Source organism: uncultured Candidatus Pelagibacter sp. (assembly GCF_943788075.1).
Classification (GTDB): Bacteria; Pseudomonadota; Alphaproteobacteria; order Pelagibacterales; family Pelagibacteraceae; genus Pelagibacter.
Genome location: NZ_CALSOW010000005.1, coordinates 100,039 through 114,491, shown reverse-complemented (window position 1 = coordinate 114,491; position 14,453 = coordinate 100,039). Strand labels below are relative to the sequence as shown.

General features: G+C 29.5%; 18 protein-coding genes and 2 pseudogenes. 12 read left to right on the top strand and 8 right to left on the bottom strand.

Features of this window, described 5'->3' with window-relative positions; genetic code table 11:
* The first annotated feature begins 106 nt into the window (after nt 1-106).
* The 4 genes and pseudogenes from rseP (at nt 107) to Q0X98_RS06610 (ending at nt 4,601) form a co-directional block, all read left to right on the top strand.
* Nucleotides 107-1,219 carry an RIP metalloprotease RseP gene (rseP, locus tag Q0X98_RS06630; RefSeq protein ID WP_297682279.1) on the top strand — a complete coding sequence of 371 codons (1,113 nt, stop codon included), beginning with the start codon at nt 107-109 and terminating at the stop codon, nt 1,217-1,219.
* 154 nt (nt 1,220-1,373) lie between these two features.
* Nucleotides 1,374-1,648: pseudogene (locus Q0X98_RS06625) on the top strand (HU family DNA-binding protein).
* 142 nt (nt 1,649-1,790) lie between these two features.
* Complete coding sequence (locus Q0X98_RS06615; protein WP_297682275.1) at nt 1,791-3,092, top strand: ammonium transporter; 1,302 nt, start codon at nt 1,791-1,793, stop codon at nt 3,090-3,092.
* A 216-nt stretch (nt 3,093-3,308) separates the two neighbouring features.
* Complete coding sequence (locus tag Q0X98_RS06610) at nt 3,309-4,601, top strand: ammonium transporter (protein WP_297682273.1); 1,293 nt, start codon at nt 3,309-3,311, stop codon at nt 4,599-4,601.
* 53 nt (nt 4,602-4,654) lie between these two features.
* On the opposite strand, the gene Q0X98_RS06605 is transcribed toward Q0X98_RS06610, so the two are convergent.
* Together Q0X98_RS06605 and Q0X98_RS06600 are read right to left on the bottom strand one after the other, a co-directional pair.
* Nucleotides 4,655-4,783, bottom strand: coding sequence for a hypothetical protein (locus Q0X98_RS06605; protein ID WP_297682270.1), 129 nt, complete (start codon nt 4,781-4,783; stop codon nt 4,655-4,657).
* The gene (locus Q0X98_RS06600; protein ID WP_297682268.1) at nt 4,770-5,126 is read right to left on the bottom strand and encodes a peroxiredoxin; all 357 of its coding nucleotides are present in this window, start codon (nt 5,124-5,126) and stop codon (nt 4,770-4,772) included. The genes Q0X98_RS06605 and Q0X98_RS06600 overlap by 14 nt, the downstream gene beginning before the upstream one ends.
* Before the next feature lie 46 nt (nt 5,127-5,172).
* Here Q0X98_RS06600 and Q0X98_RS06595 point away from each other — a divergent pair, with 46 nt between their 5' ends.
* On the top strand, nt 5,173-5,556 hold the full coding sequence (locus Q0X98_RS06595) for a rhodanese-like domain-containing protein (protein ID WP_297682266.1): 384 nt from the start codon (nt 5,173-5,175) through the stop codon (nt 5,554-5,556).
* Between the two features lies 1 nt (nt 5,557).
* Here Q0X98_RS06595 and Q0X98_RS06590 read toward each other — a convergent pair whose 3' ends face one another.
* Complete coding sequence (locus Q0X98_RS06590; protein WP_297682264.1) at nt 5,558-6,139, bottom strand: 2-hydroxychromene-2-carboxylate isomerase; 582 nt, start codon at nt 6,137-6,139, stop codon at nt 5,558-5,560.
* Nucleotides 6,132-6,605, bottom strand: a complete 474-nt coding sequence (locus Q0X98_RS06585; protein ID WP_297682262.1) for an ABA4-like family protein — start codon at nt 6,603-6,605, stop codon at nt 6,132-6,134. The genes Q0X98_RS06590 and Q0X98_RS06585 overlap by 8 nt, the downstream gene beginning before the upstream one ends.
* A 26-nt stretch (nt 6,606-6,631) precedes the next feature.
* Here Q0X98_RS06585 and Q0X98_RS06580 point away from each other — a divergent pair, with 26 nt between their 5' ends.
* Nucleotides 6,632-7,195, top strand: coding sequence for a RecX family transcriptional regulator (locus Q0X98_RS06580; RefSeq protein WP_297682260.1), 564 nt, complete (start codon nt 6,632-6,634; stop codon nt 7,193-7,195).
* Here the strand turns inward: Q0X98_RS06580 and Q0X98_RS06575 are convergent.
* The 4 genes from Q0X98_RS06575 to Q0X98_RS06560 all read right to left on the bottom strand — a co-directional run bounded on the left by Q0X98_RS06575 (nt 7,187) and on the right by Q0X98_RS06560 (nt 8,268).
* Nucleotides 7,187-7,330: a hypothetical protein gene (locus Q0X98_RS06575; protein WP_297682258.1), complete on the bottom strand. Its 144-nt coding sequence runs from the start codon at nt 7,328-7,330 to the stop codon at nt 7,187-7,189. The genes Q0X98_RS06580 and Q0X98_RS06575 overlap by 9 nt on opposite strands.
* 67 nt (nt 7,331-7,397) lie before the next feature.
* Nucleotides 7,398-7,658 carry an inositol monophosphatase family protein gene (locus tag Q0X98_RS06570; RefSeq protein ID WP_297682256.1) on the bottom strand — a complete coding sequence of 87 codons (261 nt, stop codon included), beginning with the start codon at nt 7,656-7,658 and terminating at the stop codon, nt 7,398-7,400.
* Nucleotides 7,627-7,998 carry an inositol monophosphatase family protein gene (locus Q0X98_RS06565; RefSeq protein ID WP_297682285.1) on the bottom strand — a complete coding sequence of 124 codons (372 nt, stop codon included), beginning with the start codon at nt 7,996-7,998 and terminating at the stop codon, nt 7,627-7,629. Before Q0X98_RS06565 ends, Q0X98_RS06570 begins: the two co-directional genes overlap by 32 nt.
* 102 nt (nt 7,999-8,100) lie before the next feature.
* Nucleotides 8,101-8,268: a DUF3553 domain-containing protein gene (locus Q0X98_RS06560; protein ID WP_297682254.1), complete on the bottom strand. Its 168-nt coding sequence runs from the start codon at nt 8,266-8,268 to the stop codon at nt 8,101-8,103.
* Nucleotides 8,269-8,309: 41 nt separating this feature from the next.
* Between Q0X98_RS06560 and mnmA the strand changes: the two are divergent.
* The 6 genes and pseudogenes from mnmA to Q0X98_RS06530 all read left to right on the top strand — a co-directional run bounded on the left by mnmA (nt 8,310) and on the right by Q0X98_RS06530 (nt 14,451).
* Nucleotides 8,310-9,429, top strand: a pseudogene (gene mnmA / locus Q0X98_RS06555) (tRNA 2-thiouridine(34) synthase MnmA).
* Nucleotides 9,430-9,592: 163 nt separating this feature from the next.
* Nucleotides 9,593-10,768 carry a PLP-dependent aspartate aminotransferase family protein gene (locus Q0X98_RS06550; RefSeq protein ID WP_297682252.1) on the top strand — a complete coding sequence of 392 codons (1,176 nt, stop codon included), beginning with the start codon at nt 9,593-9,595 and terminating at the stop codon, nt 10,766-10,768.
* A gap of 7 nt (nt 10,769-10,775) precedes the next feature.
* Entirely contained in the window at nt 10,776-11,996 is a 1,221-nt protein-coding gene (locus Q0X98_RS06545; protein WP_297682250.1) for an MFS transporter, read from the top strand.
* A gap of 4 nt (nt 11,997-12,000) precedes the next feature.
* The gene (locus tag Q0X98_RS06540) at nt 12,001-13,164 is read left to right on the top strand and encodes a chorismate-binding protein (RefSeq protein WP_297682248.1); all 1,164 of its coding nucleotides are present in this window, start codon (nt 12,001-12,003) and stop codon (nt 13,162-13,164) included.
* Nucleotides 13,161-13,718, top strand: a complete 558-nt coding sequence (locus Q0X98_RS06535) for an aminodeoxychorismate/anthranilate synthase component II (protein WP_297682246.1) — start codon at nt 13,161-13,163, stop codon at nt 13,716-13,718. The genes Q0X98_RS06540 and Q0X98_RS06535 overlap by 4 nt, the downstream gene beginning before the upstream one ends.
* The gene (locus Q0X98_RS06530; RefSeq protein ID WP_297682244.1) at nt 13,681-14,451 is read left to right on the top strand and encodes an aminotransferase class IV; all 771 of its coding nucleotides are present in this window, start codon (nt 13,681-13,683) and stop codon (nt 14,449-14,451) included. The genes Q0X98_RS06535 and Q0X98_RS06530 overlap by 38 nt, the downstream gene beginning before the upstream one ends.
* Nucleotides 14,452-14,453: the final 2 nt, after the last annotated feature.

The window sequence follows — 14,453 nt, the reverse complement described above, 5'->3', positions numbered from 1 at the left end:
GATTAGGTCATTCTAAGACTTTTTTAAAAGATGTTCAAAAGCCTAAGACTTACTACTGGTAATGAGGGGTTGAGAATGATTTGAATATTCATTTAAAATATAGATTATGCTTACTTATATTATTCCATTTATAATATTGATTTTAGTTGTGGTATTTATCCACGAGTATGGTCATTATTATTTTGCAAGAAAATATGGGGTAGGCGTTACTGATTTCTCAATTGGTTTTGGTAAAGAAATATTTGGTTGGAATGATAAATCAGGTACCAGGTGGAAGATCTGCTGGATCCCACTTGGAGGATATGTCAAATTTTTTGGGGACCGTAATGTGTTTTCACAAGCAGATCATGAAAAAATATTAAAACAATATAATAAAGAGGATCAAGAAAAGTTGTTTGTTATAAAGCCTTTATATCAAAGAGCTTTAATAGTATTTGGTGGGCCTTTAGCTAATTTTATATTAGCGATAGCAATATTCTTTTGTATTTATACCTTTGTTGGTAAAGACTTTACTCCAGCAATGATCACTGAAGTTCAAAAAGATAGTCCTGCTATGGTTGGTGGACTTAAAAATAATGATGTTATTTTAGAAATTGATGGCAATAAAGTTGAAAGCATCATGGATGTTGCAAAGTTTATTACAACATCAACAGGGGATATTATTGATTTTAAAGTAGAACGATTAGATCAAGAATATTTGATAAAAGTTAAACCTAATATTGTCTTTAGTGAAGATAATTTAGGCAATATGATTAATAAGAGAATGGTTGGCATTCAACTTGGAGCAGTTAACAATGAAATTAATCATGTAAAACTTGGACCTGCTCAAGCAATAATTCATTCATTTAAGGAAGTGTATTTTGTAAGTGCTTCTTCTCTAAAATATATAGGAAGCATGATTAAAGGGAGTGGGGATACTTCTCAATTAGGAGGCCCTATTCGAATTGCAAAAATTACAGGGCAAGTTGCTGAAATTGGTATCTTACCATTTATCTCGATAATGGCTTATATTTCAATAAGCCTTGGTTTAATTAACTTATTTCCGATACCAATGTTAGATGGAGGACACTTAATGTTTTATGCATTTGAGAAGGTTCTAGGTCGTCCTTTATCACAGAAAATGCAGGAAGGTTTTTTTCGAATCGGAATGTTTTTGTTGATATCATTGATGTTTTTTACAACTTTTAATGACCTAAAAGACCTAGGTTTATTTAATTAATTTCATTTTATATAAAGTTAAAAAGTAAGTAAAATCAACACTTATTTAATTAATACAAGATATTGTATCTAAAAAAATTTGAGACACTAAAAAAAAGCTTGATTTACAACGTTTATGACAAGTATGAATATTAACCAACAAAACCGGAGCTAAAATGAACAAAAAACAACTAATTGCATCGCTTTCAGGCTCTTTAAATTTGAGCAAAGCCGATGCTGAAAGAACATTTGATACAATTACCAACACTATTTTAGATGCACTAAAAGGTGACGATTCAGTAAAAATAGCTGGATTTGGTACTTATAAAGTAGCTAAGAGAAAAGCTAGAGTTGGAAGAAACCCAGAACAGGTGAGCAGATCCAAATCGCTGCTTCTCAAAAGGTAAAATTCTTACCAGCGAAAGCTTTAAAAGAAGTATTCAATAAATAATTATTTTTTTTAACAGCCCTAACGTTTTCAAAACACGTTTAGGGCTGTTACTATATGCAAAAACTGCATATCTATTTTACCTGATCAACGTTAGTTTTTAGAAATTAAAAATTTATAAGTCATAACCTTAACAGGAGGTCTTATGACTAAATTAATAAAGAAGATAACTGCACCATTACTTAGTTTAGTATTTTTACTAAACATGAGTAGCGCAGGTATGGCAGAGACAACAGTGTCTGCTGAAGTGGGGTTTATTTTTAATACTCTATTATTTTTAATTTGTGGTTTCCTTGTCATGTTCATGGCAGCAGGTTTTGCAATGCTAGAATCTGGTATGGTAACTTCAAAAAGTGTTTCAGTAATTTGTGCAAAGAACATCGGGCTTTATGCAATTGCTGGAATTATGTTTTGGCTAGTTGGTTACAACTTAGCTTATGGTATTCCAGAAGGTGGATATATTGGATCATTCACACCATGGTCAGATGCAAGTGCAATTGACACTGGTTATGCGGATGGTTCTGATTGGTTCTTCCAAATGGTATTCTGTGCAACAACAGTTTCAATTTGCTCAGGTGCTATGGCGGAAAGAATCAAGTTATGGCCATTCTTCTTATTTGCAGCTATTTTAGCTGGAGTAATTTATCCAATCGTAATGGGTTGGCAGTGGGGTGGAGGCTGGTTAGCTGAAATCGGTTTCTCTGACTTTGCGGGTTCAACTTTAGTACACTCAACAGGTGGAGCTGCTGCATTAGCAGGTATCATTTTGTTAGGTGCTAGATCTGGAAGATTTGACAGCAAAGGTCAACCAAAAGCGTTACAACCTTTTGCTGCATCTTCAATTCCATTAGTAACAATAGGTGTGTTTATCCTATGGTTAGGTTGGTTTGGATTTAATGGTGGATCTCAATTAGCATTAGGAACTTTTGATGATGCAGTTGCGATATCTACTATCTTTATCAATACAAATCTTGCAGCTTGTGGCGGTGTAATGGCTGCAGGTATCATTACAAGATTAATGTATGGTAAAACAGATGTAATTCAAATGTTAAACGGAGCAATTGGTGGCTTAGTTGCTATCACTGCAGAACCTTTAGCACCATCACCACTTGCAGCAATTTTAATTGGAGCAGTTGGTGGATTGATCGTAGTGTTTGGAACTAAATTATTATTTAATTTCAAATTAGACGATGTTGTAGGTGCAATCCCAGCTCACTTATTTGCTGGAATTTGGGGTACACTTGCAGTTCCACTAACTAATGCTGATGCAAATTTTAGTGCTCAGCTAATTGGTGTGCTTTCAATTAACATTTTTGTATTTGTGGTGTCTTACATCGTGTGGTCAGTAATGAAGGGCTTATTTGGTATCAGATTAAGTAAAGAAGCTGAAACTAAAGGTACTGACGTTACTGAAACAGGTGTAATTGCTTACGCGATACGAGACTAATTGCATGCAATAAAGAGGCTCTTCGATCTCCATATCGTTATCTCATTGGAGAGCCTCTAAAACAGAATAACTATCTCTCTCTCTTATAGTTAGAAAAGGCCCCTTTTTGGGGCCTTTTTTTTATACACATGTTCTATCGTCATAACTCTTTTGATTAATCAGCAATTCTTAAAATAAAAAACTTTAATAAAAGAACCATCATAACAAGGAGAGATAATGATTAATTTATTTAAAAATTTAACAATTAGTTCTGTAATCTTTTTCAGCATTACAGGTTTAGCCTCAGCAGAAACTACTATATCAGCTGAAGGACAATATATATTTAACACACTTGGTTTTTATTTAGGTGGTGTATTAGTTGCATTTATGGCTGCAGGATTTTGTATGCTTGAGTGCGGTTTGGTAACGACTAAAAGTGTATCAACAATTGCTGCAAAAAATATTGGTAAATTTGCTATAGCATCAATTGTATTTTTTCTATGCGGTTATAATCTTGCATATGGAATACCTGAGGGTGGATACATAGGAACATTCAAAATTTGGAGTGATGCTTCAGAAATTGGAACTGGTTATTCAGATTATTCAGATTGGTTTTATCAAGCAATGTTTGTTTGTGCGACGGTATCTATAGTATCAGGAGCGGTTGCAGAAAGAATTAAAATTTGGCCATTCTTTATTTTCTCAGCAATTATGGCTGCATTTATTTATCCAATCTCTATGGGTTGGCAGTGGGGTGGTGGCTGGTTAGCTACTGCTGGTTTTTCTGATTTTGCAGGATCTACTTTAGTTCATGCTTGTGGTGGTGCTGCAGCATTAGCAGGTGTTATAGTTTTAGGTGCAAGAGCTGGTAGATTTGGAAAAAAAGGTGAAACTAAATCTTTAGTTCCTTTTGCAGCTTCTAGTATTCCTTTAGTTACACTTGGAACTTTTTTATTATGGTTTGGTTGGTTTGGTTTTAATGGTTTCAGTCAATTAGCAGTTGGAACTTTTGATGATGTTACAGCAATTAGTAAAATTGCAGTTAACACTCATTTAGCAGGTGCAGCTGGAACAGTAACTGCAGCGTTAGTTACTAGATTAATTGGTGGTAAAACAGATATCATCATGATGTTAAATGGTGCTTTAGCTGGTCTTGTTGCAATAACTGCTGAACCTTTAAACCCAAGTCCAATCCTTGCAATGGTAATTGGTTCTATTGGAGCAATCATAATGTACTTTGGAACTAAGTTTCTAGAGTCGAAACACATAGATGATGTAGTCGGTGCAATCCCAGTTCATATGTTTGCAGGTATTTTTGGAACAATGGTAGTTCCGATTTCAAATCCAGACACAACATTTGGAACACAGTTTACAGGTGTACTAGCAGTTTGTGTATTTAGTTTTGTACTTTCTTACATAGTTTTTAGAGCACTCAAAGAAACTATTGGCTTAAGAATTAGTGCTCAAGCAGAAAAACTTGGAACTGATGTTGCTGAAGTTGGTGTTAAAGCTTACGCAATCAGAGACTAAAAAAATTATCTCTCTATAACGTCAAAGGGTCCCTTAGAAATAAGGGGCCTTTTTTATTTTTGTGAAAGGTTTTTAATAGTTTCTAAAACGTCTTTAGCGTGATCTTTAACCTTAACGTTATCCCAAATCTTGATAATTTTACCCTTTTTATCTATTAAAAAAGTAGTTCTAAGAACACCCATAAACTCTCGTACCCATAAACTTTTTTTTACCCCAAACTTTATATTTCTTAAGAACTGTTAGCTCTTCATCAGCTAATAAATCAAATTTTATCTTATATTTATCTCTAAATTTGTCGTGACTTTTTAAATTATCCTTAGAAATTCCATATACTTCACACTCTAATTTTTTAAATTTAGAGAGTAATTTGTTAAAATCATTTGTTTCGATAGTGCATCCTGGAGTGTCATCTTTTGGATAAAAATAAATAACAACATAATTACCGATCGAATCTTTTAATGAATAATCATCTTTTGAAGTTGAAGGAAGTTTAAAATTTGGAGCTTTAGTATTAGTTTTTAGCATAATTAACTAGCAATATAATGTTTTTGATATATTTTGAAATAGAATAATGACTATAAAATCAATTCAAACTTTATTTTCTGAAGCGATGCAAGAAATAAAAACAATTAATGCGGATGAAGCTTTAAAAATGGTTGAAGAAAATAACTGTAATTTAATTGATATTAGAGAAGGTAATGAATTAGAAAGTACTGGTAAAGTAGAAAATTCAGTTCATATACCAAGAGGAAAATTAGAAATTTATTTAGATCCTAACAGTGCTTTGTTTCAACAAGGTGTTTTAGATCAAAATAAAGAAATGGTTTTATTTTGTGCTGGTGGAGTAAGATCTGCTTTAGCGGTTAAAGCTCTAAAAAATATGGGGTATGAAAAAATATCACATATCGAAGGTGGCTTTGGTTCAATTAGCCAAAGCAAATTCAAAATAGTATAATTTAATTTAATTCCTCAAGAGCATATTCAAGACGATCTTGTCCCCAAAAAATTTTATTATTTACAATAAAAGTCGGTGCCCCAAAGACTTCTTTTTCAAAAGCATCACTAGTTAATCTTTTTAAATCATCTTTAATTGACTGTTGATTAATTTTATCCAAAAAGGCTTTACTATCTATATTTAAGACTTCTAGTAATTTTAAAACTTCGTTTTCTGATGATAAATCTAAATTATCTTTCCAATAAGCATCAAAAAAAATATCTAAGTATTTCTCTTTTTGATTACCATCTAGTGATAAATATCCACGCATTATCAAAAGTGAATTAATTGGAAATTTTAAATTCCATTTAAAAGAAATACTGTTTTTCCTTGAAACTAATTCACAATCACTCTGCATATTTTTCATTTTATATTTATTAAATGCAGGAGCGCTTATCCCTGCTAAATTATGAAGACCACCTAGTAAAATAGGCTTATAATTAAAAGTAATTTTTTGATTTTCCTTAATGTTTTGTATTTTTTTATGGGCTATGTATGAATAAGGGCTGATTATATCAAAAAAAAAATCAATGTAACTACTCATACAAATTCATTCTTTTTGCATAGAAAATTCTAATAATCCAATACAAGAATAAACCAATTGGTCCAATTAAATAAGTGATGATTAAAGGGATCGCTACCAACATTTTATTGATATAAAATTTTTGAGAGTCTTTAACGATCCACCCACCAATAAATAGGTTAATTGCAATAAAGTGTGTCCAAAAAAGCATTAAATATAAATGATCCTCAAACAATCTAGAAAGTTCATCTAACCCTAGATATAACGTAAAATTACTAACAAAATCGTAACCAAGTAAATAAGATTTATATAAAACAAAAATATAAGCACCACTTAAAACAAATATTGGAAATATTGAGGCTACAAAAATTCTAGCTAGATGAGAGTGTGGAAAAAAAATTAGCATAAACCAAAATGGTAGCACACCTATATTGATCCACATATAAAGTGTCTCAATAGTAAAATAACTATAAATTTGTTCGATCATTTAAATATATTATATAAAATCTAACCATGATTCCTATAAGAAATAGAAAAAAAACACTCCAAGTAACCGTAGAAGAGATGAGAAATTTTGCATTTGCCTATGTTGAAAAATATGCACCTTCAAAACAGCAGTTAAAAACTTATTTACTGAAGAAATATATGAAACTTTCTTCTTCTGATGTAAGAAAAAAAGACGTTAATAAATTGATCGATATTGTCTTGTCAGATCTAGAAAAAAACAAATTTATAAATGATCAATTTTATTCTGAAAGCAAAGCAAAAAGCATGATTCAAAGAGGAAACTCTATAAATAAAATTAGAAACTATTTAATGGGAAAAGGAATTCATGATGAGTTTATAAAAGATACCGTTGATAAAATTAAAGAAGATAACTCTGATCAAGATTTTTTTTCTGCTATAAAAATTTGCAAAAAAAAAAGAATAGGTCCAGCTAGAGCTGAGGACAATAGAACATTATTTTATAAAAAAGATATATCTTTATTGGCAAGAAATGGTTTCGATTTTGAGACTTCCAGAAAAGTAATGGATATAGAAAAAGATGAATACCTTAAAATAATTAATCTACTTTAGTTTTTTATCTTTTTCTTCCTCAACTAAATTATTAATTTTTTGTCTTATATAGTTTTTAACGAATACAAAAACTAATAAGCCAAAAATTGAAACAGAAACTATTATAATAAGTATAATTCTTAATTGCTCATCCATTATAATATATTTTTACTCTTTAAAATTAAGCTTGGATTTTTTAAGATCTTTTTTTCCATATAATATTTCATTCCCCATTAAAATCTGTAACAGTTCCACCCGAATGTATTAATATTGCATGACCTGCTGCTATATCCCATTCATAAGCCCTTGGCTCTGCAACGTAACCATCATATTCGCCAGCTGCTACCACACAAAACTTTAGTGAACTTTTCATTCTAACATTTTCAACAACCCCAATATCTTGATATATTTTTTGAATTTCAGGTTTAATTTTATTTGAATAAGAAATAAATCTAATTGGTCTTGCTATCATTAGCTTTTTCATTAAGTTTTATAGTATTTCCATTACTTAATTCAAAAGCATTTCCTTCACCATAAGAATAAAACATTCTTTTTTTAGCAGGCGCATAAATTAACCCTGCGGCAGGTTTGTTATTAATAATTAAGCCTGCATTAATTGTGAATTCTTCAAGGTTATTTATATAATCATAAGTTCCATCTATAGGATCAACCAACCAAAAATTTTTCAATTCAGTATTATCTTTGTTGTCAGATGTTTCTTCAGATATAATTGGTATATCTGGTGTGATTTCAGATATTTTTTTTGTTATAAATTTATTAACTTCAAGATCACCATTACTTACAGGCGTGTTGTCAGATTTAATTTCTTTTTTTAATCCTTTTTCTCTAAGATAATTGATAAGTCTCCAGCTTTTAAAAAAGGATCAATTAATTTTTCTACTATTATTTTAATATCCATTTTAAATTTATTTAATTCGTTTTAACTCAACATTTTTAGCAATGATTACTTTTTTTCCAGCATTTTCAAAATTAACTGTTACTTTATCATTGATAATAGATTGAACTTGTCCAATACCCCAGTCTTTATTGTTTGGATTAGTGACTTTGTCACCTGGTTCATAATCTAAAATCATTTAATTTAACTTATATTGTAAATAAGTATAAATACCACCTTATGAATAAAGAATTAAACTCTATTGGAATTAATAAAAAACCCTGAGGATACTACAGTAGTAGTTGCCATGTCTGGTGGAGTAGACTCTTCAACTGTAGCCGGAATTATGAAAAATGAAGGTTATAAAGTTATAGGAATAACTTTAAAACTTTATGATGATGGAAAAGAAGTTGCTAAATCTAAACAATGTTGTTCTGGACAAGATATAATGGATGCAAAACGTGTTGCTCACAAATTAGGAATTGAACATAAAATTTTATATTATCAAGATAAGTTTAAACAAGGTGTAATAGATAACTTTGTTGATAGTTATTTAAATGGGGAAACTCCAATACCATGTGTTCAATGCAATCAAACAGTAAAATTTAAAGATTTATTTGAAGTTTCAAAAGATCTTAAAGCAGATGCATTAGTAACTGGTCATTATGTAAAAAATATTACTGCAAATAACTCCAACAATATGTACAGAGCAATTGATGAAAATAGAGATCAAAGTTATTTTTTATTCAATACAACACGTGAACAATTAGATTATTTAAGATTTCCGTTAGGGGGAATGTTGAAAGATAAAACAAGAGAAATTGCAAAAGAGTTAGATTTAAATGTTGCAGATAAACCAGATAGCCAAGACATTTGTTTTGTACCCAATGGAGATTATGCATCAGTGATTAGAAAATTTAGACCAGACTCTTTTCAAAAAGGAAATATTAAGAATTTGGACGGAAAAGTAATTGGTGTTCATGATGGAATTATTAATTTTACAATTGGTCAAAGAAAAGGAATTAAAGTTTCAGATAAAGAGCCTTTATATGTTTTAAAAATAAATTCAGAAAATAATGAAATTATAGTTGGGCCAAAAGAAAACCTTGGAAAAAAAAACATATCTCTTAAAGATCTAAATTTATTAACTGACAAAAAAGATCTAGATAAAAATATTTTTGTAAAAGTGAGATCTACTGGAAATCTTCTTGAAGCAAAAGTTGAATTAAAAGATGATAATACAGCTCAAGTAAATTTACTTACTCCTGAAGATGGTATTTCACCAGGACAAGCATGCGTATTCTACAGCAAAGACCAATATGGCCATAAAGTTCTTGGGGGTGGGTGGATTAAAGAATAGAAGAATTATTTCTTCTTATTTTTTCTTTTAGCTCTTCTCTTTTTAGAGCCTTGTTTTCTTCTACCTCTATGTTTCTTCGGGTAACTCATTCAGTCCTATTTATTAATTTATTGACGTTTTTTACGGGATATAGCATTGTCTTCTTAACATATCAAATTTTATTATGAGCAATTCTTTTAAAACCTTTTTAAAGCACACGGCAAAAGACTTTCATAATCAGTCTGTTAATCCACCAATTGTGCGAGCTTCAACGATTATTTTTAAATCGATGCAAGATATTAGAAAAACACAAGATAAAGCAAAAAAAAACCCCACAGGAGGACACTTTGATTATGGAAGACAAGGAACCTCAACGACTCATATTTTACAACAAATTTTATCCAAACTAGAGGAAAGTTATTTTACTTTTTTAACACCAACAGGTTTTGGAGCTGTTTTTCTTGCAATTTTTAGCGTCACAAGACCTGGTGATGAAATTGTAGTAGCTGATCCAGTTTACAGTCCTACTCGATTACTTTCACAAGATTTTTTAAAAGAATTTAATATTAAAACAACTTTTTATGATCCACATGATCTTAAAACATTAGAAAAAGCTATTACAAAAAAAACTAAATTAATTTTTGTAGAAAATCCAGGTAGTAATACTTTTGATTTTCAAGATTTAGGTAAAATTATCTCTATTGCAAAAAAAAATAAAATTTTAACTGCAATTGATAATACATGGGGAACTCCATATTTTTTAAAACCTATTAAGCTTGGGTTTGACATGTCGATTGTGTCGGCTACAAAATATTATTCTGGACACTCTGATGTTATGGGAGGAAGTTTAGCAGTTAACAAAAAAGTTTTCGCAAAAGTAAAAGCAGCAGAAAGAGTGACGGGTTTAAGGTTGGGACCCGACGATGCTTATTTAATAACAAGAGGATTAAGAACTTTAGATGTTAGATTAGATCGACATAGAGAAAATGCAAAAAAAGTTGCAGAATTTTTATCTAAGTTTAAAAATATTAAGTTGTTATATCCATATAAAAAAGATTCTTATAATTTTAGAATGTGGAAGAAATATTATTCAGGAGCTTCAGGTTTAATGGGTTTAAGAATTAAAGCTAAGAATGAAAAATCTGTTGTTAAATTTGTAAATAATTTAAAATTATTTGGTCATGGTTATAGTTGGGGTGGGTTTGAAAGTTTGGCATTGCACCAAAATGTTAGAGAACAAGGAAATAGAAGTTACCTTAAATTAGACAAAAATGAACATCTTGTTAGATTACACATTGGTTTAGAGGATCCTAGCGACCTTATCGCTGATATAAAGCAATCACTAAAACATTTAAAGTGATCTTTAAATGTCATCTGAAAAATTTATTAAAAATAAAACCGTCTTAGTCACTCTGATTTCAGCCTGCGCAATTGTAATTGTGTCTCTTGGAATTAGACAAACGTTTGGGATGTTTTATTTTGATTTTTCAACTGACTTAGGAATTACTCTTTCACAATTTGGATTTGCACTAGGTCTGCAAATGCTTCTTTGGGGAGTTTTTGGTCCATGGTTTGGTGTCATTACAGACAAGTATGGTGGACATATAGCTGTATCTATTGGTTTTGTTTTTTACTTAGCAGGTATCTTATTACTTTATTCACAGTACAATACAGGACTATATTTTGTAACTGCAATAGGTGTGTTAATTGGTGTTGCACTTGGAGCAACAGCAATAAGCATTCCAGTTTCAGTTGTCGCCAAACATTTTCCCCAATCTAATAGAACTTTAGCAATGGGAATTGTTACAGCTTCAGGCTCGTTTGGATATTTTATATCACCAATATTTGTAAGATACTCACTAGTAGAAAATGGGTGGGAAAATACTCTTTTAATTTTTGCAGCATTTATTTTTATAGGATTAATTTTAGCTTTCTTTCTAACTACGCCAAAAAATGTTGTTGGAGGGAAAATAAATGACAACCAAACAGCTATAGAAGCCTTAAAAGAAGCTTTTGATAATAAAAGTTTTATTTATTTAACCCTAGGTTTCTTTGTTTGTGGATGGCATATAACATTAGTTGCAACACATATACCCGTTTATATAAGTGATAGGGGGTTACCCGAATGGTGTACAGTAACAATCTTATCAATGATAGGTTTGTTTAATATATTTGGAACATTAACATCGGGATATTTAGCTCAAAAATTTAGCAAAAAAATAATTCTTAGTATAATTTATTTTGCAAGAGGCTTGGTAATTGCTATATTTATTTTTCTTCCACCTAGCCCAATCATAGCTATATTTTTTGGTATGGCTTTTGGTTTTCTTTGGCTTTCAACGGTTCCTCCTACCATGGGGTTAGTTGGCTTTATATTTGGCACAAAATATATAGGACTATTATATGGTATTGTTTTTTTGAGTCATCAAGTTGGTTCTTTTTTTGGAGCATACCTTGGAGGAGTATTTCATGATTTATATGGTTCATATGATTATGCTTGGTACATATCTATTGCTTTATCAGTCTTTGCAGGTTTGATACATCTACCCATAATAGAAAAACAAGTTCCAAGACTTCAAACAGCTTAGAAAATTGAATAAAAAAAATTATTTAAACAGTATTAATAATTCACAGAAACCTTTTATAATTTATAAAACAATTAAAGGTTTTGACTTATTCACTGATTTTTCTAAGAAAATAATTTTAAATAATCAAAATATCAAACACTTTTTAAATCAAAATCACAGCTATAAGAAAAAATATAAAAGTACAGATTTGTATATTGGCTTTTTTGGGTATGAATTACTGAATAATTTAATTGGAGTTAAGGTACCTAGACAAAAGAGTATTAATTTTCCAAAAGGAATTTTTTACAAACCAGAGACAATAATTAATTTAAAAGAAGATTTAATCTACGAACCTCAATCAACTCATAAAATTGATAGAAATTTTAAAATAAATATTGATCAGAATTCATACACAAAAATTTTTGATAAATTTAAAAAGAAAATAAGATCTGGTCAAACATATCAAATAAAAATATGCACAAAATATAAGAATAAATCAAAAATAGATCCTTTAGATTTTTTTTGTAGACTCGCTAAAACTAATCTTGCTCCTGAGGCATTCATGATTAAAGATAAAAATTATTCAATTATTAGCTGCTCTCCTGAAAATTTAATCAATAAAAAAGGGCCCTCTATATCAACTAAACCAATAGCTGGGACTTTAAGAAAAACTAAAAATATTAATAAAAGAAAAGCATTAAATTTCTTTAAAAACAACATTAAAGAAACAAAAGAGCATAACATGATTGTTGATATGGAAAGAAATGATCTTTCAAGAATTTGTATACCTGGAAGTGTAAAGTTAAAAAAAGAGAAATCTGTTGAAGAATACAAAGATCTTTATCACTACGTAAGCTTAATTTCTGGCAAACTTAAAAAAAAAGTCGAGAATATAGATATCATAAAAGCTATGATGCCCGGTGGTTCTGTCATTGGTTGTCCTAAAATAAGTACTCTTAATCTTTTAAACAAACAGGAAAAAGAGAATAGAAATATTTATACAGGTAGCTTTGGTTATATAAAATTTAATGGTGACATGAAGTTCAATATTATTATTAGATCAATTTTAAATTATAAAAATATATCTGAAATTTCAGTCGCATCAGGTGTTGTAATTGACAGTAATGCAAAACACGAATTTAACGAGAACTTTATTAAAGCTAAAGCATTAATAGATTTATTTAAATGATATATGTTATAGATCATAAAGACTCATTTACACACAATGTGGTGCATCAATTATCTTTATTTGATAAAGTAGAATGTGATGATTTTTCAAAGGTTAATAAATCAAAATTAAATAAAGCATCTACAATTGTTTTTTCACCAGGTCCTGGATCACCAAAGGATTATCCATTATCTTCAAAAATTTACAAACAATTTAAAGGTAAAAAAAAAATAATTGGAATTTGTCTTGGTTTTCAACAAATACTATTTAGTGAAGGAGCTAGTATAATTGAACAAAATAAAATTTATCATGGATTTCAATCTGAAGTACTAGTTAATAAATCTAGTAAGTTGTTTATTGCTGGTAATAAATTTAAAGTAGGCAGATATCATTCTCTAAAATTAAAAGAACCTTTTAATGCAGAAAATTTTGACATAACGATGAGATGTGTTATTTCAGGAGCCGCGATGTCATTTGAAAATAATGTTGATAAAATTTATGGATTTCAATTTCACCCTGAGTCATTTTTAACTTTAAATGGTAAATTACTTATTAAAAAAATCCTATCAGCTTAAAGATCTTAAAGAAATTGATTTCAAAGATCTTTGGGGAGACCATGGTGTATTCACAACAATGTGGATATTTGGCAATCCACCAAAAATTCTTTTTTTTAAAGGCCACATTAATAATCTGATAAAATCATCCAAGGTTTATTCAATATACAAAACATCTTTAAAAAATAATATTTTGAATTTATTAAGAGAAAACTTAAATTCAAAAACCAAATATAATCATTTATTAAGAATAGCACTTAATAAAAACACTTTATCAATTTCACTTCGAAAACGTATTAAGCCAAATTTAAATTTTGATTTAAAATTAGTTAAATTAAAAAGACAAAAACCTGAGTTTAAAAATTTAAAATATAAAGAAATTTTAAAACATTTGTCAAAACTTGATAATTCAAGATCTGATATTGGATTGTGTTCAAATAATAAAATTTTTGAAACTGGAACTTCTAATTTACTTTTTATAAAAGATAATAAATTTTTTTCACCAAAAGAGAAATTTTATAAGGGAATTACTTACAAATTTTTCAAATCAAAAATAAAAAAAATTTATAAAAAAGATATCTTAGTTAATTCTTTAAAAGAGTTTGATGAAATTCTTTTAATTGGATCTGGAAAAGGTGTTGCTTCAGTACAAACCATTAATCAAATAAAGTGGAAAAGAAAAAGTCTAAAATTTTACAATATTCTTTCTCAACATTATAAATCTGCTGTAAATAAGTGTGCTAAATATAGATAAAT

Bases quoted from the DNA above. Each gene is read 5' to 3' on its own strand.
- Q0X98_RS06600 (WP_297682268.1), bottom strand. From the start codon at position 5,126: ATGCTAAAAACTAATACTAAAGCTCCAAATTTTAAACTTCCTTCAACT.
- Q0X98_RS06575 (WP_297682258.1), bottom strand. From the start codon at position 7,330: ATGGATGAGCAATTAAGAATTATACTTATTATAATAGTTTCTGTTTCA.
- rseP (WP_297682279.1), top strand. From the start codon at position 107: ATGCTTACTTATATTATTCCATTTATAATATTGATTTTAGTTGTGGTA.
- Q0X98_RS06585 (WP_297682262.1), bottom strand. From the start codon at position 6,605: ATGATCGAACAAATTTATAGTTATTTTACTATTGAGACACTTTATATG.
- Q0X98_RS06560 (WP_297682254.1), bottom strand. From the start codon at position 8,268: ATGATTTTAGATTATGAACCAGGTGACAAAGTCACTAATCCAAACAAT.
- Q0X98_RS06550 (WP_297682252.1), top strand. From the start codon at position 9,593: ATGAGCAATTCTTTTAAAACCTTTTTAAAGCACACGGCAAAAGACTTT.
- Q0X98_RS06595 (WP_297682266.1), top strand. From the start codon at position 5,173: ATGACTATAAAATCAATTCAAACTTTATTTTCTGAAGCGATGCAAGAA.
- Q0X98_RS06535 (WP_297682246.1), top strand. From the start codon at position 13,161: ATGATATATGTTATAGATCATAAAGACTCATTTACACACAATGTGGTG.
- Q0X98_RS06530 (WP_297682244.1), top strand. From the start codon at position 13,681: ATGGTAAATTACTTATTAAAAAAATCCTATCAGCTTAAAGATCTTAAA.
- Q0X98_RS06610 (WP_297682273.1), top strand. From the start codon at position 3,309: ATGATTAATTTATTTAAAAATTTAACAATTAGTTCTGTAATCTTTTTC.
- Q0X98_RS06590 (WP_297682264.1), bottom strand. From the start codon at position 6,139: ATGAGTAGTTACATTGATTTTTTTTTTGATATAATCAGCCCTTATTCA.
- Q0X98_RS06580 (WP_297682260.1), top strand. From the start codon at position 6,632: ATGATTCCTATAAGAAATAGAAAAAAAACACTCCAAGTAACCGTAGAA.
- Q0X98_RS06615 (WP_297682275.1), top strand. From the start codon at position 1,791: ATGACTAAATTAATAAAGAAGATAACTGCACCATTACTTAGTTTAGTA.
- Q0X98_RS06570 (WP_297682256.1), bottom strand. From the start codon at position 7,658: ATGAAAAAGCTAATGATAGCAAGACCAATTAGATTTATTTCTTATTCA.
- Q0X98_RS06545 (WP_297682250.1), top strand. From the start codon at position 10,776: ATGTCATCTGAAAAATTTATTAAAAATAAAACCGTCTTAGTCACTCTG.
- Q0X98_RS06605 (WP_297682270.1), bottom strand. From the start codon at position 4,783: ATGGGTGTTCTTAGAACTACTTTTTTAATAGATAAAAAGGGTAAAATT.